At 67.6% G+C, this 23950-nt stretch carries 21 protein-coding genes; 8 read left to right on the top strand and 13 right to left on the bottom strand.

All coding sequences use genetic code 11. The features are described from left to right. The first annotated feature begins 79 nt into the window (after positions 1–79). The gene (locus tag NWF22_RS22165; protein WP_160902360.1) at positions 80–826 is read left to right on the top strand and encodes a TVP38/TMEM64 family protein; all 747 of its coding nucleotides are present in this window, start codon (positions 80–82) and stop codon (positions 824–826) included. Between the two features lie 49 nt (positions 827–875). On the opposite strand, the gene NWF22_RS22160 is transcribed toward NWF22_RS22165, so the two are convergent. Genes NWF22_RS22160 through NWF22_RS22150 form a run of 3 tightly spaced genes read right to left on the bottom strand, consistent with a single transcriptional unit; the run spans position 876 to position 3393 of the window. Continuing rightward, positions 876–2069: an SPFH domain-containing protein gene (locus NWF22_RS22160; protein ID WP_233751160.1), complete on the bottom strand. Its 1194-nt coding sequence runs from the start codon at positions 2067–2069 to the stop codon at positions 876–878. An 8-nt stretch (positions 2070–2077) separates the two neighbouring features. Continuing rightward, the gene (locus NWF22_RS22155; protein ID WP_160902361.1) at positions 2078–2506 is read right to left on the bottom strand and encodes an NfeD family protein; all 429 of its coding nucleotides are present in this window, start codon (positions 2504–2506) and stop codon (positions 2078–2080) included. Between the two features lie 56 nt (positions 2507–2562). Continuing rightward, positions 2563–3393, bottom strand: a complete 831-nt coding sequence (locus NWF22_RS22150) for a DUF3097 domain-containing protein (protein ID WP_160902362.1) — start codon at positions 3391–3393, stop codon at positions 2563–2565. A gap of 90 nt (positions 3394–3483) precedes the next feature. On the opposite strand from NWF22_RS22150, the gene NWF22_RS22145 reads away from it, so the two are divergent. Next, the gene (locus tag NWF22_RS22145; protein ID WP_160902363.1) at positions 3484–4284 is read left to right on the top strand and encodes an Rv1486c family protein; all 801 of its coding nucleotides are present in this window, start codon (positions 3484–3486) and stop codon (positions 4282–4284) included. Positions 4285–4313: 29 nt separating this feature from the next. On the opposite strand, the gene NWF22_RS22140 is transcribed toward NWF22_RS22145, so the two are convergent. The 8 genes from NWF22_RS22140 to NWF22_RS22105 all read right to left on the bottom strand — a co-directional run bounded on the left by NWF22_RS22140 (position 4314) and on the right by NWF22_RS22105 (position 12850). Then, positions 4314–5393: a ferrochelatase gene (locus tag NWF22_RS22140; protein ID WP_160902364.1), complete on the bottom strand. Its 1080-nt coding sequence runs from the start codon at positions 5391–5393 to the stop codon at positions 4314–4316. Beyond that, positions 5390–6226, bottom strand: a complete 837-nt coding sequence (gene inhA / locus NWF22_RS22135) for an NADH-dependent enoyl-ACP reductase InhA (protein ID WP_160902365.1) — start codon at positions 6224–6226, stop codon at positions 5390–5392. Before inhA ends, NWF22_RS22140 begins: the two co-directional genes overlap by 4 nt. 55 nt (positions 6227–6281) lie before the next feature. Continuing rightward, positions 6282–7013, bottom strand: a complete 732-nt coding sequence (gene fabG1, locus NWF22_RS22130; RefSeq protein WP_160902366.1) for a 3-oxoacyl-ACP reductase FabG1 — start codon at positions 7011–7013, stop codon at positions 6282–6284. A gap of 65 nt (positions 7014–7078) precedes the next feature. Then, the gene (locus tag NWF22_RS22125) at positions 7079–8047 is read right to left on the bottom strand and encodes a VWA domain-containing protein (protein WP_258321447.1); all 969 of its coding nucleotides are present in this window, start codon (positions 8045–8047) and stop codon (positions 7079–7081) included. A gap of 13 nt (positions 8048–8060) precedes the next feature. Beyond that, positions 8061–8999, bottom strand: a complete 939-nt coding sequence (locus NWF22_RS22120) for a DUF58 domain-containing protein (protein ID WP_160902368.1) — start codon at positions 8997–8999, stop codon at positions 8061–8063. Next, positions 8986–10074, bottom strand: a complete 1089-nt coding sequence (locus NWF22_RS22115; RefSeq protein WP_233751161.1) for an AAA family ATPase — start codon at positions 10072–10074, stop codon at positions 8986–8988. The genes NWF22_RS22120 and NWF22_RS22115 overlap by 14 nt, the downstream gene beginning before the upstream one ends. A 214-nt stretch (positions 10075–10288) precedes the next feature. Beyond that, a complete protein-coding gene (locus NWF22_RS22110) occupies positions 10289–11833 on the bottom strand; it encodes an NlpC/P60 family protein (protein WP_373691964.1) in 1545 nt (514 codons plus the stop codon). A gap of 399 nt (positions 11834–12232) precedes the next feature. Continuing rightward, complete coding sequence (locus NWF22_RS22105; RefSeq protein ID WP_160902370.1) at positions 12233–12850, bottom strand: Rv1476 family membrane protein; 618 nt, start codon at positions 12848–12850, stop codon at positions 12233–12235. Between the two features lie 402 nt (positions 12851–13252). Here NWF22_RS22105 and NWF22_RS22100 point away from each other — a divergent pair, with 402 nt between their 5' ends. The 4 genes from NWF22_RS22100 to NWF22_RS22085 all read left to right on the top strand — a co-directional run bounded on the left by NWF22_RS22100 (position 13253) and on the right by NWF22_RS22085 (position 19985). Further along, positions 13253–16051, top strand: a complete 2799-nt coding sequence (locus NWF22_RS22100; protein ID WP_160902371.1) for an aconitate hydratase — start codon at positions 13253–13255, stop codon at positions 16049–16051. 15 nt (positions 16052–16066) lie between these two features. Next, positions 16067–16633 (top strand): TetR/AcrR family transcriptional regulator, encoded by a 567-nt coding sequence (locus NWF22_RS22095; RefSeq protein WP_160902372.1) that lies wholly within the window; start codon positions 16067–16069, stop codon positions 16631–16633. A gap of 79 nt (positions 16634–16712) precedes the next feature. Continuing rightward, complete coding sequence (locus NWF22_RS22090; protein WP_258321245.1) at positions 16713–18326, top strand: GMC oxidoreductase; 1614 nt, start codon at positions 16713–16715, stop codon at positions 18324–18326. Between the two features lie 108 nt (positions 18327–18434). Beyond that, positions 18435–19985 carry an acyl-CoA synthetase gene (locus NWF22_RS22085; protein WP_160902374.1) on the top strand — a complete coding sequence of 517 codons (1551 nt, stop codon included), beginning with the start codon at positions 18435–18437 and terminating at the stop codon, positions 19983–19985. A 66-nt stretch (positions 19986–20051) separates the two neighbouring features. On the opposite strand, the gene NWF22_RS22080 is transcribed toward NWF22_RS22085, so the two are convergent. Beyond that, on the bottom strand, positions 20052–21680 hold the full coding sequence (locus NWF22_RS22080; protein WP_160902375.1) for an ABC-F family ATP-binding cassette domain-containing protein: 1629 nt from the start codon (positions 21678–21680) through the stop codon (positions 20052–20054). Positions 21681–21764: 84 nt separating this feature from the next. Here NWF22_RS22080 and NWF22_RS22075 point away from each other — a divergent pair, with 84 nt between their 5' ends. Both NWF22_RS22075 and NWF22_RS22070 read left to right on the top strand, forming a co-directional pair. Next, positions 21765–22565: an SDR family oxidoreductase gene (locus NWF22_RS22075; protein ID WP_160902376.1), complete on the top strand. Its 801-nt coding sequence runs from the start codon at positions 21765–21767 to the stop codon at positions 22563–22565. Positions 22566–22580: 15 nt separating this feature from the next. Continuing rightward, on the top strand, positions 22581–23699 hold the full coding sequence (locus NWF22_RS22070) for a lycopene cyclase family protein (RefSeq protein WP_160902377.1): 1119 nt from the start codon (positions 22581–22583) through the stop codon (positions 23697–23699). A 61-nt stretch (positions 23700–23760) separates the two neighbouring features. Here the strand turns inward: NWF22_RS22070 and NWF22_RS22065 are convergent, their stop codons facing one another. Next, entirely contained in the window at positions 23761–23922 is a 162-nt protein-coding gene (locus NWF22_RS22065) for a hypothetical protein (RefSeq protein WP_160902378.1), read from the bottom strand. Positions 23923–23950 lie beyond the last annotated feature (28 nt).

The following is a 23950-nucleotide window of genomic DNA, read 5'->3' as shown; positions in this document are numbered from 1 at the left end:
TTAGCCGAACGCTCGCTCGGCCCACACGGGTGGTCTGTTGTGACAAGGCACACGCCCAGGTCGCGGGTAGAGTGTCCCGGTGCCTCCCGAGCCTGTCACCGCCGCCAACCGGCGCCCGCCCGACGACGACGTGGCAGTGGGCTCGGCACGTCGTCGCCGTATCGATCCGCGTGTGGTGCGTCCCGCGCTCACCCTGACCGCGATCGTTGCGGTGGTCCTGGTGAGTTCCTATCTCATTCCGATCCCCTCGATCGCCGCGGTACGGACATGGGGCGATGGCCTCGGGCCGGCTTTCGTGTGGGCGTTCTTCGGCGCCTACGCGGTCATCACCATCGCACCGATCCCCCGGTCCCCGTTCACCGTGATGTCGGGAATCCTCTTCGGCCCGGTCGTCGGGATCACCGGCGCGATGATCGCCTCGACCGTGTCGGCATTGGTCTCGTTCTGGCTGGTGCGGACGATCGGACGCGAGCGGGTGCGGCCCTACCTCACCAAGCCGGTGGTTCGCTCGGTGGAATATCGGTTGAGCAGGCGGGGCTGGCTGGCCGTGGGCTCACTGCGCCTCATCGCCGCCTGCCCGTTCTCGGTGGCGAACTACTGCTCGGCGTTGTCGTCGGTGCGCGCCGTCCCCTACCTACTGGCCACCGTCGTCGGCATGGCACCCGGCACCGCGGCCGTGGTCCTGCTCGGCGACGCGATGGCCGGACAACGCAACCCGTTGCTGCTTGCGCTCAGCGCCTGTTTCTTCGCCGTGGGCATCACCGGACTGATCCTCGACGCCCGGCTGCCGGTGTCGGACCCTCCGGAGCCCGATCGACGCGAGTGATTGTCGGCCACCGGGGGTCTCATCCGGCTCGCGGCCCCTTGCGGGCGGTTTAGGAACCTGCTGCGCCACCATCGGAGGTGGCGGGCGTCGCGGCGCCCGACTGTCGGTCCGTCTCATAGGACAGCGCACGCGTCGCACGCGCGGTCACCTCGGGTGCCACCGGCTTGCGTGCCACGGCCTCGGCCTCGGCGACCGCCTGCGCCACCTTCGGGTCCGACGCCAGCGAGAACCAGTCCTCGGTCTCGGATTCGTCGATCGGCGATGGCTCGTCGGCGGTGGGCTCGTAGCGGAACACACCGTCCTCGCCCCGGGCTCCGAAAGACTTCGCGAACCCCTGCAGGGCCGAGCCGAAGTCCGTTGGGACAACCCACACCTTGCTGCCCTCACCCTTGGCCATCTCGGGCAGCTGCTGCAGGTACTGATATGCGAGCAGCTCCGGCGTGGGTTTGGCGGACTTCACCGCGGCGAAGGTCTTCTCGATCGCCTTCGCCTCACCCTGTGCCTTCAGATACGACGCGGCCCGGTCGCCCTGCGCCCGCAGGATCGTCGACTGGCGGTCGGCCTCGGCACCGAGGATCGCGGCCTGCTTGGCACCCTCGGCCGCCAGGATCTGGCTTTGCTTGTTACCTTCTGCGGTCTTGATGGCCGATTCCCGCTGGCCTTCTGCCGAGAGAATCGTCGCGCGCTTCTCCCGGTCGGCCTTCATCTGCTTCTCCATCGATTCCTGAATCGACGGCGGCGGCATGATGCTCTTCAGTTCCACGCGGGCCACCCGGAGCCCCCAACGGCCGGTCGCCTCGTCGAGGACGCCGCGCAGTTGGCCGTTGATGGAGTCGCGGGAGGTGAGGGTCTCCTCGAGTGTCATGCCGCCGACCACGTTGCGCAGCGTCGTGATGGTCAGCTGCTCCACGCCGGCGATGTAGTCGTCGATCTCGTAGACCGCCGACCGCGGATTGGTCACCTGGAAGTAGACGACGGTGTCGATGGACAGGGTGAGGTTGTCTTCGGTGATCACCGGCTGCGGCGGAAACGACACGACACGTTCGCGGATGTCCACCCGGGCCCGGATGCGGTCGATGAACGGCAGCAGCAGCGTCAGCTGGCCGGACACGGTTCGGGTGTACCGGCCGAGGCGTTCGATGACGGCCGCCTCGGCCTGCGGGATCAGCGCCACCGACTTCGCGAGCACCACCACCACGAGCAGCACCAGCACGGCCAGCACGATCAGTCCGATGTACTCCATGAGCTATGTCAACCCTTCCATACGACTGCGGTGGCACCGTCGATCTGCACCACGGTGACCTCCATACCCGGTTCGATGACCTCGCCCGGATCGAGTGTGCGGGCGGACCACACGTCACCGCCGATCTTGACCCGGCCATCGTGTTCGTCGACGCGTTCGGTGACCACCGCATGTCGCCCCTCGAGGGCCTCGGTGTTGGTCAGCACCGCGGGTCGATTGAGCATGTGCCGCCGCGCGACCGGACGAACCACCCCCAGCAGCAAAACCGAGGTGACCGCGAACACGACGCCGTCCACCCAGATCGGCGTGTCGAACGCGAAGCTCACACCCGCCGTGGCCAGCGCACCTCCCCCGAGCATGAGAAGAACCAGATCGCCGACGAACATCTCGGCGATCACGAGGAGCATCGCGGCCACCAACCACAGCAGTGCGGTCATGTCTCCAGTGTGCCAGACACCGCACTTTGTCCAGTTTGTCCGAATCGGGTCGTGACTCAGCGGTCGCCGTCGGCTGCAGTCACGAAGTCGATGAGTTCTTCGACCGACCGCAGGAGGTCCACCTCCAGGTCGCGATAGTCCCGGACCCCGGACAACACCCGACGCCACCCGTCCTGCGGCGTCCCCCACCGCAACCGGGTGCAGATGCCGGTCTTCCAGTCGACTCCGCGAGGTATCTGCGGCCAGGCGCTGATGCCGACCGAACTGGGCTTCACCGCTTCCCAGACGTCGATGAACGGATGGCCACACACCAGCACGTGGGCACCCACGTCGCCGGTCAGACGCATCTCCTTCGAACCGGCCACCAGGTGATCGACGAGCACTCCCGCGCGGCGATGCGACGCGGGACCGAACTCGTCGAGCGTCGCCGCGAGATTGTCGAGCCCATCCAGGCTCTCGACCACCACGCCCTCGGCGCGCAGATCGTCGCCCCAGACCCGTTCGAGCAGAGTGGCATCGTGCACGCCCTCGACGAAGATCCGACTGGCCCGTGCGGTCCGCGCCCGCATTCGCGGAGCCGAACGCGACCCGGACGCGGTCCTGGCCGCGGTCTGCGGCCCGCGGGTGCGCGGCCGTACCAGGGTCACCGGCCGACCGTCGATCAGGAACGCCGCCGGATGCATCAGGAACACGCGGGTCGCGCCGTGTCGGTCTTCCAGCCGCACGAGGTCGCCGGAGTAGCTCTTCTCCAGTCCCACGATCGCACCGCAGAATCCGGACGCCGCGTCCTCGACGACGAGGTCGCGGTCGGCGGCGACTTCCGGGGCCCGGGGCCTGGTGCGGCGCGGGTTCGCCAGCACATCACGTCCATATCGGTCTTCGCTCACGATGAGCCACCGTAGAACCCCGCGCCGCCGATTCGGTGCGGGCACGCCGGGTCCGCTGCCAAGCCGTGACTCGCCTATCGTGGAGAAGCCATGACCAGTACCGACCTCATCGCCCCGGGACCACCCGCGTGGCCCGGCTGTGCGCTGGGCTCGTGGACCGCGGCGTGGTTGGCGGGCCGCTGCGCACCCGACGATGTCACCGACACCCTCAGCGACTTCGCTGATCGCCACGACGTCGTCGACACCACGGACGCCGCGCGGGCCGACGACGAACACGCGCGCCTCGGACTCCTGGCGCTGCTTCGCCGCGGCGAGCGATTCTCCGTCCGGCTGCCGACCGCCGGTGACCCGCAAGGACTGCCGCCGGCGCCGGCCACCGCCGCTGCCCTGTCCGCCGGGGAGATCCTGCTGGTCGACCGGGCCGAGGGCACCACGCTCGGCCTGGTACCAGAGTTGGTCGGCGACACGTGCCGATGGTCGATGTACCGCTACGAGTGCCTCGTGACGGCAGCCTCGACCGAATCCCTGGGGCAGATCGAATACGATCTGCGCGAAGCGATCCGAGAGACCACCGACATCGTCGGCGCACTGGGCAGTGGCGGGCTGAAGCTGAGTCCGGCAGCTCTGCGCTCGGCCTTGGCCACGCTCACCGCGCGACACCAGATCGCCCTGCCACCCCACGATGACGCGCGGGCGAGCAGGGTGATCGACTCGGCAGCACGGGTGGAGGCGATCGTCACCCTCGCCGGGGCGCAGGCTCCCACATTCGGTGTGACCGCAGGACATGTCGAGCTGGCCGACGCCGGCCTGCGCCGCCTCGCCGCGATGGCCCGATCGGCCCGGGCAGCCGCGGTCAATCAGGTGATCGGCGAATACGTGGCCCCCGGGTAGTCCGGCGGGATTCCCCACCGCGCCGCCGCTCAGGGAGCCGGCGACATCGGCCGCGTGGCCGGCACACAGCACTCCGGCCGACATGTCCGGCCGTTGTCCGCGCACCCGAGAGCGGTGAGATCCCCTCCGCCGTCGGCATATCGCGCCACCAGATCGGCGATCATCTCGATGAAACGCGGGTCGGTGCCGACCGTATCGGCACGGACATAGGCCAATCCGAGACGCTGCGCCGTCTCGGCGGCCTCGTTGTCGAGGTCCCAGACCACCTCGAGGTGATCCGACACAAAGCCCACCGGTTGCACGATCACCTGGCGAACCCCTTGCGCAGGCAGGGTTTCCAGGTGATCACAGATGTCGGGCTCGAGCCACGGCACCTGCGGTGGACCCGAACGCGACTGCCAGACCTGGTCGAACTGCTGATAGCCGGCACGTGCGGCGACCGCGTGCGCGGCGGCGGCGACCTGTCGCGAGTACAGACCGCCTCCGTCGGCAGCCGGGCCTGCCGCCCGGTCCGCCGACAACGGGATCGAGTGGGCCGTGAACACCAGTCGCGGTGCCACATCGGCTGTGGGCAGTGCGGTGCGGGCGCGACGTATCGCATCCGCCCCCGCCGCCACCATCGCGTCGTTGTCCCAGTACTGCGGAATCTTGCGCAGCAGGATCGGGTCGTCGGCGACACTCGCCGGCACGCGCTGCGCGAGCGCGTCGATCGCGCGGGCGATGTCCTCGTGGTACTGGCGGCAGCCCGAGTATCCCGCCCAGGCCGACGTCGGGAACACCAGCACCCGACGGTGGCCGGCGCGATACATCGCCTCGACGGCGTCCTCCGCCAACGGATGCCAGTTGCGATTGCCGAAGTACACCGGCAGCGAAAACCCGCGCGCCGCCAGCGCTTCGCCCAGCGCCTCGATCATGTCGAGGTTGAGTCGGTTGATCGGCGACACCCCGCCGAAGTGCAGGTAGTGCTCGGCCACCTCCGCCAGCCGCTCCCGGGGCACACCGCGGCCACGGGTGACGTTCTCCAGGAACGGCATCACGTCGTCGGGACCGTTCGGTCCCCCGAAACTGAGAAACAGGACGGCGTCGAAAGCGCCTGCCGGTGTCGTCACTGGCCGGTGAAATTCTCCGGGAACCACGTGTTGTGGCTGGCGCCACCGTCGACGTAGACGATCGAGCCGGTGGTACCCGGGAGCCAATCGGACATCAATGCGCAGACGGATTTGGCGACCACGGTCGGATCCTCGACGTCCCACCCGATCGGCGAGGCGCCGTCCCAGTAGGTGTTCAACATGTTCAGCTGTTTGGCGTCGTCGGTCGCCGTGCCGGCTATGGCCTTCGCGGCCAGCGTCTTGATCGGGCCCGCCGCAACGAGATTGGACCGGATGCGCTTGGCCGTGCCCATCTCGCGCGCGACATACCGATTGACCGATTCGAGAGCGGCCTTTGCGACACCCATCCAGTTGTAGTACGGCAGCGCGGTCCGCGGATCGAAGTCCATCCCGACAATCGAGCCACCCTCGTTCATGACCGGCAGCACCGCACGGGCCAGCGAGGCATAGCTCCATGCCGAGATCTCGAAGGCCTTCGCGGCGTCGGGACCCGGCCCCTCCAGGAACGGCTTGGCATCGGGTCCCATCAGCGTGCGCGGCGCGAACGCGATGGAGTGCATCACCCCGTCGATGCCCTCGGGTGCGTGTTCGGAGATGCGACCGGCGAGCGCCGCGAGGTCGTCTTCGCTGGTGATGTCGAGTCCGATGGCCGGCGGCACCTCCTGCGGCAGCCGCTTGGCGATCCGGTCGATGAGCCGTAGCCGCTCCGGGATACCGGTGATGATGACCTTCGCACCCTGTTCCTGGGCCATCGCCGCGGCGTGGAAGGCGATCGAGGCGTCGGTGATGATGCCGGTGATGAGGACGGTCTTGCCGTCGAGAATTCCTGTCACGGTTCGCTCCTGGTGATTGGTGGATGTGGTCGGCGACGCAAGGCGCACAATGCGCTCAGTTGCCCATGCCCATACCGCCGTCGACGGGCAGCACCGCACCGGTGATGTATCCGCCCTCGTCGGAGGCGAGGAAGCTGATCGCCGCCGCGACGTCCTCCGGCTTGCCGGTCCGGCCGAGCGGGATGGCCTGCTTGGCCATCTCGATGTAGCGATCCTCCATCGACGCGGTCATGTCGGTGTCGATGAACCCGGGCGCCACCACATTCGCGGTGATGTTGCGCGAGCCGACCTCCCGAGCGATGGATCGGGCCAGGCCGATCAACCCCGCCTTGGAGGCCGCGTAGTTCGCCTGACCGGGAATGCCCGAGGTGGCGACGACCGAACCGAGGAAGATCATCCGGCCCCACTTCGCGCGTTGCATACCCTTGGTCGCACGCTTGGCACAGCGGAACGCACCGGTGAGGTTCGCGTCGATGACCTTCTCGAAGGAGTCCTCCGACAGACGCATCAGCAGCATGTTGTCGGTGATGCCGGCGTTGGCGACCAGCACCTCGACCGGACCCTGGTGTTCGGCGACCTCGTCGAAGGCCCGCTCGACCGAGTCGTTGTCGGTGACATCGCACTGCACGCCGAACAGGCCGTCGGGGGCACCCGACCCGCGATGGGTGACCGCCACCTTGTGTCCGTCGGCGGCCAGACGCCGCGCGACCGCGAGACCGATACCGCGATTTCCGCCGGTCACGAGGACCGATCGTGAGACCTGCCGAGCTTCGTTGCTGTCTGCCATGGTGGCCAACTTATCCGTTCGTCTTCGCCGGGCGGACCGTGGGATGGATTTCGCCGCGTCGGAGCTCAGGGCAGACGCCGGTTGATGGCCAATGCCGCAAACGCCGACAGCAGCGCCAACAAGGTACCGGCGATCAACCACGGTCGGGAGTTGTCGCCACGGCGTTTCTCATATCCGATCTGCTGCTGCAGCGTTTCGTAGACCTTGTTGAGCTCGTCGAGGCTGGCCGCGGTGAAGAACTGGCCGCTCGAAAGGTTCGCGATCTTGCGCAGCGAGTCGTCGTCGACGGGCACCGGCACCTGATCACCCTCCAGATCGACGGTTCCGTTCATGGTGCCGAAGGAGATCGTCGAGATCGGGATCTTCTCCTCCTTCGCCTTGCGCGCGGCGGTGAACGCACCGCGCGGGTCGTCGGGGTCGTCGGGAACGGTTTCCTTGCCGTCGGACAGCAGCACGATCCGCGCGGGCGGCGCCGCCTCGTCTCCGCCGAGCACGGCGTTGAGCGTCTTGATCTGCTGGATGGCCGCGAAGATCCCCTCGCCGGTCGCCGTGCGGTCATCGAGGCGCAGTTTGTCCACCGCGGCCTTCGTCGCGTTGTGGTCCGGTGTCGGGGACACCAGGGTCGAGGCGGTACCCGCGTAAGAGATGAGACCGAGATTGATGCCGTCGGTGAGTTCGTCGGCGAACGTCCGGGCGGCGTCCTGCGCGGCACGTATACGCGACGGTGCGACATCTGTCGCGTTCATGGACCGCGACACGTCCATCACCAGGATCACCGTCGCCTTGTTGCGCGGCACCCGGCGGTCGGCCTGTGGTGCGGCCACCGCGACGACGAGCAGGGTGAGCGCCACCAGCAGAAGCGCGATCGGTACGTGACGCCAGCGGTTGCGTTGGGCCGGCGCCACCTGATTGAGCAGGTCGAGGTTGGCGAACCTCAGTGCACGCTTGCGGCGCAATCGCTGGACGTAGACGTAGGCGGCGGCCAGTCCGGCCACGACGAGCAGCAGCAGCAGCCACCACGGGCTGGCGAGAATCGACACCCGCGCCTCACCCGACCCCGGCGGCCAGACCGCGCCGACGTTGCGCGACGAACTTGACGGTGTCGGTGATCCAGTCCCGATCGGTCCGCAGACTCAAGACCGGACCACCGCAACCGCGGATGGTGCGATGCACCTTCAGCTGATGATCGCGGGCCGCAGCGGCGAAATCGCGCCGCACCGCGGGGGTGACCGTGATGTCGCGCACCTCACCGGATTCCGCGTCGGCCAGACTCACCTCACCCACATCCGGCAGCGTCAGGTCGCGCGGATCGAGGACCTCGACGCCGAGCAACTCGTGGTGCGCGCCGATGGCCCGCAGAGACCGCTCCCAGTCGATCGGTCCGAGAAAGTCGCTGATGACCACCGCGAGTCCGCGGCGGCGTTGTGGTCGCCGCAGCGCTTCGATACCCGCGTGCAGGTCACCGCGCACACCGCTCGACGAGCGGGTGGTGGTCGCGAGCGCCTTCAGCAGGTTCTGGGCATGGGCGCGGCCGGCGCGGGCCGGTATCCGCACCAGCTGGTCGCCGGTCACGACGATGGCACCGTGTCGATTTCCTCCACCGGAGGTGAGGTGGACGATCGCGGCGGCAGCAGCGACTGCGAGGTCGCGCTTGGTGCAGTTCACCGTGCCGAAGTCGAGGCTGGCAGACGCGTCCACCACCAGCCACGTCTCGAGTTCGCGGTCGGCGATCATCTGCCGCACGTGGGGGTGGGTGGTCCGCGCGGTGACCGACCATTCCATCCGCCGGATGTCGTCGCCGGGTTGATACGCACGCGCCTCGCCCGGCTCGGAGCCGGGACCGGGGATGAGACCGAGATGTTCGCCCTGCAGGACGCCGTCCAACTTGCGCCGCACGGTCAGCTCGAGTGTCTTCAGCGCAGCGGTCAGCTGCGGTTCGGACAACAGGCCGGCACCGAGCGACGGCAGATCGCTATTGGCCGGCATACCGTGGCGTCTGGTTCACCGCGGCGCCGTTGGGGTGTCCCGGATACTGTTGCGGCGCAGGAGTTGTCGGCTGCTGTCCGGGTACCGGCCCAGGCGTGACCGGCTGTGCACCGACCTGCGGCAGCCCCACGGTCTGCAGGACTCGGGTGATCACCTGATCTGCGTCGACCTCGTCGGCGAGGGCGTCGTAGCTGAGGACCAGGCGGTGCCTGAGCACGTCGGGCACGATCTCGACGACGTCCTGCGGGACCACGTAGTCGCGGCCTCGCACCAGTGCCAGGGCGCGGGCGGCGGCGACGATGCCCAGGGTCGCACGCGGCGAGGCACCGTAGGACAGCCATGCCGCGACCTCGCTCAGGCCGAGCTCGGCAGGACGCCGGGTGGCGTTGATGACCCGGACGACATAGTCGACGAGTGCGTGATGCACGAAGACGTTGGCGGCCGTGCGCTGCAGCCGGATCATCGTCTCCGGATCGAGGACCTGCGTCGCGGTCGGTGCGACGTTGCCCATCCGGTAGACGATCTCGCGTTCTTCCTCGACCGAGGGGTAGTCGACGAGCACCTTGAACAGGAAGCGGTCGCGCTGCGCCTCCGGCAGCGGATAGACGCCCTCGTTCTCGATAGGATTCTGGGTGGCCATCACCAGGAAGGGATCCGGCATCGGATAGGTGGTCCCGCCGATGGACACGTGCCGCTCGGCCATGACCTCGAGCAGCGCGGACTGCACCTTGGCGGGAGCTCGGTTGATCTCGTCGGCGAGCAGGAAGTTGGCCACGACCGGACCGAGTTCGGTGTCGAACTCTTCTTTGCCCTGCCGGTAGATCCGGGTACCGATGAGGTCGGTCGGCACCAGGTCGGGGGTGAACTGGACGCGGGAGAAGGATCCACCCACCACGGTCGCAAAGGTCTCCACGGCCAGGGTCTTCGCGACACCCGGGACGCCCTCGAGGAGAATATGCCCACGCGCGAGCAGTCCGACGAGGATGCGCTCGACGAGCTGGTCCTGCCCGACGATGACCCGTTTCACCTCGTAGATCGCCCGTTCGAGCAGTTTGACGTCACTCTCGGACAGCATGACCGATCCGTCGGGACCGGCTCCGCCCGCGGAATCGGCCGGGGGATGCGATGAGGTCAAACCGGTACTCCTGTTCCATCTGCCTGCGCACTCTCGATCACGTGCGCTGTGCCTCAGTCGAGCCGGCCCTGTCCGGGCGGCCTATCGCTGCCAGCGTAGTCGCGTTGGCTGAACTGCGGCCAAGAAGGGCTCGGCGCGCAGGGCCCCGACTCGGTCAGACCAGACGCACGACCATGGGCATCGCGCCCGCGGTCCGTAGCGGAGACACCATCACGTTGGTCCCCGACTGCTTCGCTTCCACCATCTTGTTGTCCCCGAGATAGAGCGCCACGTGCTGGCTGGCGTTGGGGCCATAGAAGATCATGTCGCCGCGCTGCATCTGCGACAGCGGATACTGGGGTCCGGAGGTGTACTGGTAGCCGGTGTAGTGGGGCAACTCGATGCCGACCCCGGCGAAGGCGTAGATCATCAGGCCCGAGCAGTCGTAGCCGATCTTGTTGTAGTCGCCGTAGCTGTCGGCGACACCACCGTCGCGGATACCCCGCGTCGGGCCGTTCGCATCGCCGCCGCCCCACGCGTACGGCACGTTGAGCTGCGACAGCGCACGGTTCACCACGATCTCCACGGCCTGCGGACCGCGCAGACCGGGCCGCACCATGCCGCCGCCGCCCGACGAGCTGCCGAACAGGGCGCCCAGGCTGCCGTTGCCGATGACCGAGCTCAGCGAATCCGGGCCGCTGCCCGTCATGTCGGACCCGCCGACGCCAAGCTCGTCGAGCAGTTCCGAATGCGGCATCTGCTGTTGACCGACGAGTTCGGCGAGCACCTTCTGACCGACGTCGAGGGCGAGTTTCGCCGCGGCCGTGGCCGCCACGGCAAGTGCCTCGTTGTCGCCGCCGGTCTCGGCCGCCACACCGGGCGCGGCCGGCGACGTGGGCGAGTCCGGGAAGAGATTCTGCAGCAGGTCGCCTGCCGTGGGGCCCTCCACCGTACGTCGCGGGGCGATCCCGCGGATCTTGTCGAGCGACTGCTGCACCTTGTCGCGTTGGTCGATGAGCTGGGACCGACGCTGCTGCTCGGATGCGACCGCCGAGCGCGCCTGGGCGACCGCGGCGAGGGCGTCGTCCTTGCGGCCGGCGGCACTCTGGGTGGCGAACGCCGCCTGCCGTTGGGTCGCCTGCACCGCCGCCACGCGGTTCGCCTGCTGGTTGCGGGCCACCTCGAGCCGCTCGATGGTGTCGCGCTGCTGCTTGCCGAGCCGGTCGATGACGGTCATCCGGTCCAGCACCGCACCTGGATCGTCCGACGAGACATACTCGGCCATCGAACTGCGGGCGCTCCCCTGCCGGTACACGTCACGCGCGAACTCGTCGAACGCCTTCTGCGCCTCGGCGACCTTACGGCGGGCCTCGGTCAGCGACCGTTTCGCGGACTTGGCCGCCATACTCGCCAACTGCTCGGCGGCCACCGAATTCTGGTAGTCGACCAGCGCCCGGTTGACGTTCTCCTGTCGCACCGCGACCGCATTGTCGAGGTCGGCGAGGTTCTGGTTGGCCTTGGCGATCTGATTGATCAGTCCGGAGATCTGCGAGGGTTGCCCGGTTTTCGGGGCCGCCTGGGCCTGCCCGGCTCCCACGAAACCGAGCACCGCGATCGCCAGCAGTGCGCCGACCCGGACCGCCAAATGTCCTCGTCGGTCCTGTCGTGCGCCCGGCGCCGGTGGCAAACCGCGCGCCACACCGGTTGTAGCTCGCCTCACCAGTTCTCCCTCGTCGTCCGCGGCTCACCCGCCACTGCAGACGCGGACCGTCGCGGCCCATGCCTGGTGGCGTGGTGGATGCCCGCGCGATCCCGACCCACGTCGCGACGTGCACCATGCACCACTCGTGATGCCCTTCATCACTTGGGCACCACTCGTGACAACAGAACCGTACGTCACATCCAACACATCGGAAAACAGGAGTCACGAATTACATTGGCGTGATTACCAGGCAAAATGCTGTGAACTGCCCAAAGACCGCACTTCTGCGAAGGTCTCGAATCTGCAACGAAGATCGGGTCCGGGCGTGCCGTGCCGACCTTCTGCGCGGCGATGGGTGTAAATGCGGGCGAAACCGATGCGGTGACCGTCAGCGACGCACGACGAAAGGCGGCCGACTCACGGAAGGTCGCGGGAGAGGTCGGTGGTACCCGATGCGTTGGCGTTCGAGTCCGATGCGTCGCCGCTGCCGGCGCCCCGACTCGCGCGGATCGACCGAAGACGCGCGATGGTCGCACCGACCACCACGACCAGGATGAGAAGCACGCTGATGACCGTCCAGTTCAGCGACGGCTCGTTCATCTGATCCCACATCTGCCGGGCCGCGAGCGGCGGATCGGTCAGAGTCAGATTGTCGGTGGCCTCTTCTTGTTGCACCCGGCTGAAGTGCGGCGATGCACTACCGACCGATTGCGGACCGAGCACGATCACCGTTCCGCCGACGTCGGGCTGGAGATCAGTGGCGATATCGCGGTAGTACTCGAACTTCAGCGGCCGCTCGATGACCACGAAACTGACTTCCTGCCCGTCCTCGGCGGCCTCGGCGACCACCGCACGCAACCCCGCGACCTGCTCGGCCGGGGCGGCCACACCGTCGTCGCGGATGTCCGCCAGGATCGCCGGCATGTCCACCACCTCGGGAATGATCGACGGCATCGACAGCCCCGAGGGCGGCAGCGCGAGCACCTGCTGCCCTTCGGGCGCCGACCCAAGCTGCGTCACCGCATCCGGACTCATCTGGCCATCCTCACATCCATCCGCACCGTGGTCCGGCACCGCACACACAGCGTGTCTCGGCTCGCCGGCAAGGTTTCGCGAGCATTAAATTCGCACGGACAGCGGTGGCCCACCAAACCTCCTGCAGCACCGTACGACAGAATGGGAGCGTCCGGAGAATCCCGGGTCCGCTTCGTGCGTCCCGATCCGACACGCGACGAGCGAGACGGCTTGTTAACAGTACGTGCGTACTGTTAACATTGTGGCTGTAGCCACCTGCCGACGAAGAGCGTCAGCGCTGCTCGGACACCGGACGGTGGCAGCCACCGCAGCGAGGTCACACGTTGCTGGAACCACCGACGCAGCCCGTCGGAAGAGCAGGCCGGCGCAGCCCGCCGGCACGTTGAGGAGAGTGGACAAGACGTGAGTATCGATTCCTTTGGCGCCAAGGGCACCCTTGAGGTGGGCGACAATTCGTACGAGATCTACCGACTGAATGCCGTCGAAGGCACCGGCAAACTCCCCTATGCGCTCAAGGTCCTCGCCGAGAACCTCTTGCGCACCGAGGACGGCGCCAACATCACCTCTGAGCACATCGAGGCGATCGCGAACTGGGACCCGAGTGCCGAGCCGAGCATCGAGATCCAGTTCACCCCCGCCCGGGTGATCATGCAGGACTTCACCGGCGTGCCGTGCATCGTCGACCTCGCAACCATGCGCGATGCCGTCAAACAACTCGGCGGGGATCCCGACAAGGTGAACCCGCTGGCCCCCGCCGAGATGGTCATCGACCACTCCGTGATCATCGAGGCGTTCGGCAACGCCCAGGCCTTCGAGCGCAACGTCGAGATCGAATACCAGCGCAACGAAGAGCGCTACAAGTTCCTTCGCTGGGGTCAGGGAGCCTTCGACGACTTCCGCGTCGTGCCGCCCGGCACGGGCATCGTGCACCAGGTCAACATCGAGCACCTCGCACGCTCGGTCATGGTGCGCGACGGTGTGGCCTACCCCGACACGTGCATCGGAACCGACTCGCACACCACCATGGAGAACGGCCTCGGCGTGCTCGGCTGGGGCGTCGGCGGCATCGAGGCCGAGGCCGCGATGCTCGGCCAGCCCGTCTCGATGCTCATCCCGCGTGTCGTCGGCTTCAAGCTGACCGGCGCCGCCAAGCCGGGCGTCACCGCCACCGACGTCGTGCTGACGATCACCGACATGCTCCGTAAGCACGGCGTCGTCGGGAAATTCGTCGAGTTCTACGGCAACGGCGTCGCCGAGGTGCCGCTCGCCAACCGCGCCACCATCGGCAACATGAGCCCCGAATTCGGCTCGACCTGCGCGATCTTCCCGATTGACGGCGAGACCATCAAGTACCTCGAGCTCACCGGCCGCTCCACGGAGACCCTCGATCTCGTCGAGGCGTACGCCAAGGAACAGGGCATGTGGCTGGAGCACGACGCCGAGGAGGCCCAGTACTCGGAGTACCTGGAACTCGACCTCGCCGAGGTCGTGCCGTCGATTGCCGGCCCCAAGCGTCCGCAGGACCGCATCGAACTGTGGGACGCGAAAAACGCCTTCCGCAAGGACATCCACAACTACGTCGAAGAGGGCAACACCCCGGAGCACACCAAGGTCGACGAGGCCGTCGAGGAGAGCTTCCCGGCCTCGGATCCGGCCGCACTGTCCTTCGCCGACGACGGAGCCGAGCCGGTCCACTCCGCGGCTAACGGTGCCGAGGGGCGTCCGTCCAAGCCGGTCAAGGTCACCTCGACCGAACGCGGCGACATGATCCTCGACCACGGCATCGTCACCATCGCCTCGATCACCAGTTGCACCAACACCTCGAACCCGTCGGTGATGCTGGGTGCCGGTCTACTGGCCAAGAAGGCCGTCGAGAAGGGACTCACCTCCAAGCCGTGGGTGAAGACCTCCATGGCTCCGGGTTCCCAGGTCGTGACCGGTTACTACGACAAGTCCGGGCTCTGGCCGTACCTGGAGAAGCTCGGCTTCTACCTCGTCGGCTACGGCTGCACGACGTGCATCGGCAACTCGGGTCCGCTGCCCGAGGAGATCAGCAAGGCGATCAACGACAACGATCTCACCGCCACGGCCGTGCTGTCGGGTAACCGCAACTTCGAGGGCCGCATCAACCCCGACGTGAAGATGAACTACCTCGCGTCGCCGCCGCTGGTCATCGCCTACGCCCTGGCCGGGACGATGGACTTCGACTTCGAGTCCGACCCGCTCGGCCAGGACTCCGACGGCAACGACGTGTTCCTGAAGGACATCTGGCCGTCGAACGAGGAGATCCAGCAGACGATCGCCGACTCCATCTCGGCCGAGCAGTATGCGCAGGACTATGCCGACGTGTTCAAGGGCGACGATCGCTGGCAGAACCTGCCGACGCCGGCGGGCAAGACCTTCGAGTGGGATGACGAGTCGACCTACGTGCGCAAGCCTCCGTACTTCGAGGGGATGACCCAGGAGCCGGAGCCGGTCTCCGACATCAAGGGCGCCCGCGTGCTCGCCAAGCTGGGCGATTCGGTCACCACCGACCACATCTCCCCCGCGTCGACGATCAAGCCGGGTACCCCGGCCGCGCAATATCTCGACTCGCACGGCGTCGCCCGCAAGGACTACAACTCGCTGGGTGCCCGTCGCGGCAACCACGAGGTGATGATCCGGTCGACGTTCGGCAACATCCGCATGGCCAACCAGCTCGTCGATGTCACCGGTGGCTATACCCGCGACTTCACCCAGGACGGCGGCCCGCAGTCGTTCATCTACGACGCGGCACAGAACTACGCTGCCAACGACGTTCCGCTGGTCGTGCTCGGTGGCAAGGAGTACGGCACCGGGTCCTCGCGTGACTGGGCGGCCAAGGGCACCCGCCTGCTGGGCGTCAAGGCGGTCATCACCGAGAGCTTCGAGCGCATCCACCGATCGAACCTCATCGGTATGGGCGTCATCCCGCTGCAGTTCCCCGAGGGTGAATCGCACAAGTCGTTGGGTCTCGACGGCACCGAGACCTTCGACATCATCGGTATCGAGGAGCTCAACGCCGGGACGACCCCGTCGACCGTGCACGTCACCGCCACCAAGGAGGACGGCTCGACCGTCGAGTTCGACGCCAAGGTGCGCATCGACACGCCCGGCGAGGCCGACTACTACCGCAACGGAGGCATCCTGCAGTACGTGCTGCGCAACATGATCAAGAGCTGATCAGGAGCGGCAGAAGTGCCCAAGGTCAGCGATGACCGGCTTGCCGCGCGTCGTCGAGAGATTCTCGACGGCGCGCGGCATTGCTTCGCCGAATTCGGTTACGACGGCGCGACGGTCAAACGCATCGAGGAATCGACCGGACTGTCCCGCGGTGCCATCTTTCATCACTACCGCGACAAGGAAGGCCTGTTCCTCGCCCTCGCGCAGGAGGATGCCGAACGGATGGCCGACGTCGCAGCCGAACAGGGCCTCGTGCAGGTCATGCGGGACATGCTCGCCCGGCCGCAGGATTTCAACTGGCTCGGGACCCGGCTGGAGATCGCGCGTAAGCTGCGCACCGACACCTCGTTCCGGTCGGCATGGCTGGCCCGCTCGGCCGATGTCGAGAAGGCCACCCTGCGCCGGCTGGAAGAGGGTCGCGAGGCCGGCCGCCTTCGCGACGACGTGCCCATCGAGGTGCTCGTGAAGTACCTCGATCTGGTGCTCGACGGCCTGATCACGCGGATCGCGTCGGGGCGGCCCACCGACGACCTGCATGCCGTCCTGGACCTCGTCGAGGAGTCCGTCCGAAGCAAGCGCTGAGCTCGGATCGGCTGCGGGACGCCGGCGAATTGCTGCTCGTTCCTGCGGAAAACCCCTGCTCCCTCGTAGAATGCTCGGGGTGGACCGTGTGACGCCGGAACGCACACCGATCACTCGCAGAGCCCTGATCCGCGGCTCTGCAGGTCTTGGTGCCCTCGGCGCATTGTCGGCCGTATCGTCGCGGGCAGCCGCCGCACCGGCCGGATCGGCCATCGTGATCGGCAGCGGCTTCGGCGGTGCGGTCGCAGCGCTCCGCCTGGGGCAGGCCGGCATCCGCACCACCGTCTTCGAACGCGGTCGGCGCTGGCCGATTCGCTCGGACGGCAACACCTTCGCCACCTTCGCGAGCCCCGACAAGCGCGCCGCCTGGTTCAGTCCCACGGCGGGCATCTCCGGCCTCGTGCAGGTGCCGGTCGAGCCATACCCGGGCGTGTTGGAGAAGGTGCAGGGCAACGGGATCGAAGCGGTCTACGGTGCCGGCGTCGGCGGCGGATCGCTGGTGTTCGGAGCGTTCTCCGCGCAGCCGGACAAGCCGGATTTCGACCTGGTGTTCCCCGGCGGCACAGACTACGACGAATTGGCACGGACGTATTACCCACGCGCGCGGCGGATGATCCGCGCCACGCCGCTGCCCCCGGACATCCTGGCCCATCCCAACTACGTGGGTGCCCGTTCGTGGATCCGGACGGTCGCCCGCTACGGCGTGACGCCGAGCTTCATCGACTACTCGGTCGACTGGGACATCGTCCGCAAGGAACTCGCCGGCGCGGCTCCACCGGGAATCAGCAACGGGGACTTGTCCTATGGCGTCAACAGCGGCGCCAAGACGTCCGTCGATCACAATTACCTCCCGGCCGCCGAGGCGACCGGGCACGTCACCATCAAACCGATGCACGAGGTCTTCGAGATCCGGCCCCGCAGCCGCCGGCCGGGTTTCATCGTCCGGGCCCGGCTCATCGATGACCGTCGCAACACTCTACGGATCGTCACCGCGGAGGCCGACTACCTGTTCATGGCAGCCGGTTCTTACCACACCACATCCATGCTCGTCCGCGCCCGCGCGCTCGGTCACCTACCTCGACTATCGCCTCGGATCGGCGACGGCTGGGGCGCGAACGGAGACTTCGTCATCCTGCGCACCGCGCTTCGCGATCCGTACGGTCCCATACAGGGCGGACCGGGCTACGGGCGGATCCGGGATGAGCGGCTGCCCGGCGGACCGGCCGCGATCGTCTACCAGGCCAGCCCGTTCCCGTCGCCGTTGGGCGGCGTGGCCACGACTCACCTCATTCAGGTCCACACCGACGAGCGCGGGACGATCGACTTCGATCATTCCACCGGCGGGACACGTCTCACCTACCCGTTCGCGGAAGGGACGAGCGTCCTCGATCGACGGGCCGCAGCGTTCGCGGGGCATTTCCATCAGATGACCGAAGCGCGTCACGGCTACCCACAGAACGGAATCCCGGTGTACAGCCGGGCGTTCGGCTTCGGATCGGGCAGCACCTATCACGGACTCGGCGGGGTCACGATCGGCCGCGCCGCCCGACCCGACGGATCGGTACGCGGATACGACAACCTCTACGTCGTCGACGGGGCCTTCGCGCCGGGTGCGGTCGGCCTGGTCAACCCGTCGCTCACCATCCTGGCGATGGCCGAACGCACCATGGACCGATTCCTCGCCACCCTCTGACGGTCGCGGCCCGACCGCGTGGGGTACTGTGATGCACGACACCCCTATCGATCGTTCGGTAACGGTCGACACGTTTGTATAGTTGTCCCTTCGTCAGAGGAGTACCACGTGTTCCCCGGAGTCTTCGCCCGATCCACCCCGGACAAGCCCGCCGTCATCCGCGCCGCCACCGGCGAGCAGCTGACCTACCGGCAACTCGACGAGAACTCCACCCGACTCGCCAATCACCTGGAATCGCTGGGTGTTCGGCCCGGTGACACCATTGCGATGATCTCGCCGAACGACCTGCACATGTTCGAGGTCTATTGGGCCGCGCTGCGCAGCGGCCTCTACGTGACCGCGATCAACCACCACCTCACCGCCGCGGAGACCAATTACATACTCACCGACTGCAACGCGAAGGTGGTGTTCGCCGGTGCCTCGGTGGCCGATGCGGTCGCCGAGACCGACCAGATCCCGGCCCTGGCCGAATCCGGTCATCGCCTGGCCTGGGGTGGCGAGATCACCGGATTCGATTCGTACGAGACCGCTCTCGCGACCGCGTCGGATGCACCGCGCACCGACCAGCCCCGCGGCACCGACATGCTGTACTCCTCCGGGACCACCGGCCGCCCCAAAGGGATTCAGACCCCGCTGCCACAGGGACAGGTCGACGAGATCCCCGACGCCTACACGGCGATCTTCGCCCCCATGTACGGCTACGACGACACTGCCGTCTACCTCTCCCCCGCACCGCTCTATCACGCGGCGCCGCTGCGCTACTGCGGCATGACGAACTCGGTGGGCGGCACCGTGGTGTTCCTGGATCGATTCGATCCCGAGACGGCGCTGAGCGCGATCGAGAGGTTCCGGATCACCCACAGCCAGTGGGTGCCGACCATGTTCATCCGCATGCTCAAGCTCCCGGTGGAGGTCCGCGAGAAGTATGACGTGAGCAGCATCAAACTCGCCATCCACGCCGCCGCACCGTGCCCGGTCGAGGTCAAGCGCGCGATGATCGAGTGGTGGGGTCCGGTCATCCACGAGTACTACGCCTCCACCGAGGCCGCCGGCGCCACCTTCATCGGCCCGCAGGAGGCGCTCGACCACCCCGGCTCGGTCGGCAAGCCGTTGCTCGGCATCGTCCACATCTGCGACGAGGACGGTAAGGACCTACCCACCGGCGAGGTCGGCCTCGTCTACTTCGAACGCGACGAACCCGCCTTCGAGTACCACAACGACCCGGAGAAGACCCGCAGCGCACAACACCCCGAGCACCCGAACTGGGCGACCACCGGCGACATGGGATACGTCGACGAGGAGGGCTATCTGTACCTCACCGACCGCAAGGCGTTCATGATCATCTCCGGCGGGGTCAACATCTACCCACAGGAAGCGGAGAACGTGCTGGTCAATCACCCGGCTGTGTTCGACGTCGGTGTCATCGGGGTCCCCGACGAGGAGCTCGGTGAAGTCGCGAAGGCCTGTGTCCAACTCGCACCGGGTTACGCACCCTCGCCGCAGCTCGCCGAGGAACTGCTCGACTACACCAAGGAATCCATCGCGGCGTACAAGGCGCCTCGTTCCGTGGACTTCGTCGACGACCTGCCGCGCACACCCACCGGCAAACTGGTGAAAGGTGAACTGCGCAAGCAGTACTGGCCCGAGAAGGTGCACTGACCCGCCCGCCATTTCGTAGTACGAACCGCGCGGAATCCGCCGGTTCGTACTACGAGATCGCGTGGGTCAGGCGAGTTCGATGAGTTCCTGGTACTCGTCGGACCAGTGATCCTCGGTGCCGTCCGGGAGCAGGATCACGCGCTGCGGGTCCAGTGCGGCCGCGGCGCCGGGGTCGTGGGTCACCAGCACCACCGCACCGGTGTAGCTGCGCAGCGCATCGAGCACCTGTTCACGCGAGATCGGGTCCAGGTTGTTGGTCGGTTCGTCGAGCAGCAGGACGTTGGCCGACGAGGAGACCAACCCGGCCAGGGTCAGTCGTGTCTTCTCGCCGCCGGACAACGTGCCGGCCGGCTGGTCGAGTTGCGCGCCGCTGAACATGAAGGCACCCAACAGTCCGCGTAGGTCCTGCTCACCCGCGTCGGGGGCGGCGTGGCGGATGTTCTCCCACACCGTGGCCATGTCGTCGATGGTGTCGTGCTCCTGCGCGAAGTACCCCATCTTCAGGCCATAGCCGGGTTCGATCGTCCCGATGTCGGCCTTCTCCACACCGGCCAGCAGCTTGAGCAGGGTGGTCTTGCCCGCACCGTTGAGGCCGAGCACCACCACCCGGCTGCCCTTGTCGATGGCCAGGTCGACGCCGGTGAAGATCTCCAGCGACCCATAGGTTTTCGTCAGACCGCTGGCCATCAGCGGGGTTTTGCCGCAGGTCGCCGGCTCCGGGAACCGGATGCGTGCGGTGCGGTCGGACACGCGCTCCTCGTCGAGCGCGTCGAGCATGCGGTCGGCGCGTTTGAGCATGTTCTGCGCAGCCGTCGCCTTGGTCGCCTTGGCGCCGAGCTTTGCGGCCTGCGCACGCAACGCGCCCGCCTTCTTCTCCGCGTTGGCACGTTCGCGTTTGCGACGCTGTTCGTCGGTCGCCCGGGCGTCGAGGTAGCGCTTCCACCCCATGTTGTAGATGTCGGCCTCACCGCGCACGGCGTCGAGGAACCACACCCGATTCACCACATCGGCCAGCAGGTCGACGTCGTGGCTGATCACGACGAGTCCGCCGTCGTGGTTCTGCAGGAAACCGCGCAGCCAAGTGATCGAATCGGCGTCGAGGTGGTTGGTCGGCTCGTCCAGCAACAGTGTGGTGTCGGACTTGCCGGCGTCATCGGAGGCGGCGAACAGAATCCGCGCCAGTTCGATGCGCCGGCGCTGCCCGCCGGAGAGGGTCCGCAGGGGCTGGCCCAGGACGCGGTCCGGCAAGCCCAGGCTGTGGCAGATGCGCGCTGCATCCGACTCGGCCACGTAACCGCCGAGTGCGGCGAAGCGCTCCTCGAGTTGCCCGTATTTGCGGACGGCCTTGTCGCGGACGCGATCGTCGGCGGCCTCGGCCATCAACGCCTGCTGCTTCTCCATCTGCCGCAGGATCGCGTCGAGCCCGCGAGCCGAGAGCACCCGGTCCTTGGCGAGGACGTCGAGGTCGCCCTCCTTCGGGTCCTGCGGTAGGTAGCCGAGCTCGCCGCTGCGCATGATGCTGCCCGCGTACGGTTCGGTTTCGCCGGCCAGGATGCGCAGCGTCGTCGTCTTGCCGGCACCGTTGCGGCCGACCAGACCGATCCGGTCTCCGGGCTGAATGCGCAGCGCATCGCCGGGCGCCGCCAACAGGGTCCGCGCGCCCGCTCGAACTTCCAGGTCAGTCGCGGTGATCACGGCGAACCAGTCTACCTGCGGGGCGGCTCAGACCTATCCGGCCGACTCTGCCCGAACGATCGATAGGCCGGATACGGTGGGGGCGTGAGCGAACCGCAACGCACCTCCACCCTCAACAACCCCACCAGTGATCTGACCGGGAAGTCGGCCGTCGTGACCGGCGCCAGCCGCGGTATCGGCCTGGCCATCGCCACCGAACTGGCACGACGCGGCGCATCGGTGGTGATCACTGCGCGCAAACCCGAACCCCTGTCGGCCGCGGCCGACGAGATCCGCGCCGCCGTGGACGGTGCGACCGTCGTGGTGTCGCCCGGAAATGCCGGTGACGAATCTCACCGCGCCGAGGCGGTCGCCGCCGCCGTCGAACTCGGCGGAATCGACATTCTGGTGAACAACACCGGCATCAACCCCATCATGGGCCCGCTGATGGACGCCGACCTGAGCGCGGTCCGCAAGATCTTCGATGTCAACGTCGCGGGCACCCTCGGCTTCATCCAGGAGGCCTACCGCGCCGGGATGCGCGAACACGGCGGTTCCATCGTCAACATCTCCTCGGTTGCCGGACTGCGGTCCACCGGAGCCATCGCCGCCTACGGCGCGTCGAAGGCCGCATTGATCCGGATGACCGAAGAACTCGCCTGGGAATTGGGGCCCCGGATCCGGGTGAATGCGATCGCCCCGTCGGTGGTGCGGACGAAATTCGCGTCCGGCCTCATCGCCGGTGACAACGAGGCGCAGATCGCCGCCGGCTACCCGATGGGGCGCATCGGCGAACCCGACGACGTCGCGCGTGCGGTCGCCTTCCTCGCCGGTGAGGAGTCCTCCTGGATCACCGGGGAGACCATCCGTGTCGACGGCGGCATGATGGCCACCGGCGGCGCGTGAGGGCGTGACACCCGCGTGACACCCCACGTCGCGGTGCTCGGAGCGGGCCCGGCCGGCCGCGGTCTCGCCCATCGCCTCCTGGTCGCCGGGTTCGACGTCACCGTCGTGGAGGCGCACCCGACCCGGCCGTGGCGGGCGACGTACGCCTGCTGGTCCGATGAACTGCCCGACTGGGTGGCGCAGACCGCGCTGGCGGCCCAGGTGGACACGGTCGGGGTGATCGGCCACACGGCAACCGAACTCGCACGCGGCTACAGCGTGTTCGACACCGTGGCCCTGCAACGATCCCTCACGCTCGAGGACGGACACGTCGTCGGCGGGCGTGTCGGGGAGGTCGACGGCGGACTCGTCCACCTGACCGACGGCACCACCGTCGCCGCCGATGTGGTGGTTGACTGTCGCGGAACGGCAGCGCGCCACGCTCCCCGCCAGACTGCTTTCGGCATCGTCGTCGACGAGGCCACGGCCCGGCGCCACCTCGATGGCGGTGCCGCTCTGCTGATGGATTGGCGTACCTCCGGCGGCGACCGGGCACTGCTGCCGTCGTTCCTGTATGCGATCCCTCTCGGCGACAACGAGTTTCTGCTCGAAGAGACATGCCTCGCCGGCCGGCCCGCGCTGCCGCTCGACGTGCTCGAGCGTCGGCTGTGCGATCGGCTCGGCGGTCTCCCCGCCGACGTGCGGCGAACCGAACGGGTGTCGTTCCCGCTGCTGGCGGCCTCCGCGCGACCCTGGCGTCAGCACCCGTTCCGGTACGGGGCTGCGGGCGGTTTCCTGCATCCCACCACCGGATACAGTGTCGCGGCGGCACTGCGCGGCGCCGATGAGGTCGTCGCCGCGATCTCCGCCGGCACCGATCCCGCGTCCGCGCTGTGGCCGCGGGCCGCCCGGGCCGTGTATCGCCTCCGGCTGCGCGGTCTCGGCGTGCTGCTCAAGCTCGATGCGGACCAGACCCTGCGGTTCTTCGACGCCTTCTTCGCGATGCCGTTGTCCGCCCAGCGCGGCTATCTCAGCGATCGCGGCGACCTGGCCGCGACACTGGAGGCAATGGCCCGGGTATTCGCCGGACTCGACATGTCCATGCGCACGGCGGTCGCCCGCGGATGTCTGGGCGTTCCGCAGCCCGACGCCTAACCCGGGTGGAGCCCGGTGGAGGTTGCCGGATCGACGCGGCTCGCCCGATCGACGCGGGATGTCAGTGCCGCTGGTCCGGACTCACCGGCGCAATGGCTTCGTCCTCGTCACTCACGCTGTCATGGCTGGTGGCCGGGTATTCGTCGTCACCGGCATCGACATCGATCGACTGTTCGATGAGATCGGCGTCATCGGCCGACGGGATCGGATCGTTCACGGTCATCGCGCACCTCTTTCGAAACTCGCGTTGG

It is taken from the genome of Gordonia mangrovi (assembly GCF_024734075.1).
In the GTDB taxonomy this organism is placed as follows: domain Bacteria; phylum Actinomycetota; class Actinomycetes; order Mycobacteriales; family Mycobacteriaceae; genus Gordonia; species Gordonia mangrovi.
Note: the sequence above shows the minus strand (reverse complement) of the source record. Positions and strands in the feature narration are given on the sequence as shown.

Bases quoted from the DNA above. Each gene is read 5' to 3' on its own strand.
- NWF22_RS22145 (WP_160902363.1), top strand. From the start codon at position 3,484: ATGACCAGTACCGACCTCATCGCCCCGGGACCACCCGCGTGGCCCGGC.
- NWF22_RS22065 (WP_160902378.1), bottom strand. From the start codon at position 23,922: ATGACCGTGAACGATCCGATCCCGTCGGCCGATGACGCCGATCTCATC.
- fabG1 (WP_160902366.1), bottom strand. From the start codon at position 7,013: ATGGCAGACAGCAACGAAGCTCGGCAGGTCTCACGATCGGTCCTCGTG.
- NWF22_RS22105 (WP_160902370.1), bottom strand. From the start codon at position 12,850: ATGAGTCCGGATGCGGTGACGCAGCTTGGGTCGGCGCCCGAAGGGCAG.
- NWF22_RS22160 (WP_233751160.1), bottom strand. From the start codon at position 2,069: ATGGAGTACATCGGACTGATCGTGCTGGCCGTGCTGGTGCTGCTCGTG.
- NWF22_RS22115 (WP_233751161.1), bottom strand. From the start codon at position 10,074: ATGCTGTCCGAGAGTGACGTCAAACTGCTCGAACGGGCGATCTACGAG.
- NWF22_RS22120 (WP_160902368.1), bottom strand. From the start codon at position 8,999: ATGCCGGCCAATAGCGATCTGCCGTCGCTCGGTGCCGGCCTGTTGTCC.
- NWF22_RS22155 (WP_160902361.1), bottom strand. From the start codon at position 2,506: ATGACCGCACTGCTGTGGTTGGTGGCCGCGATGCTCCTCGTGATCGCC.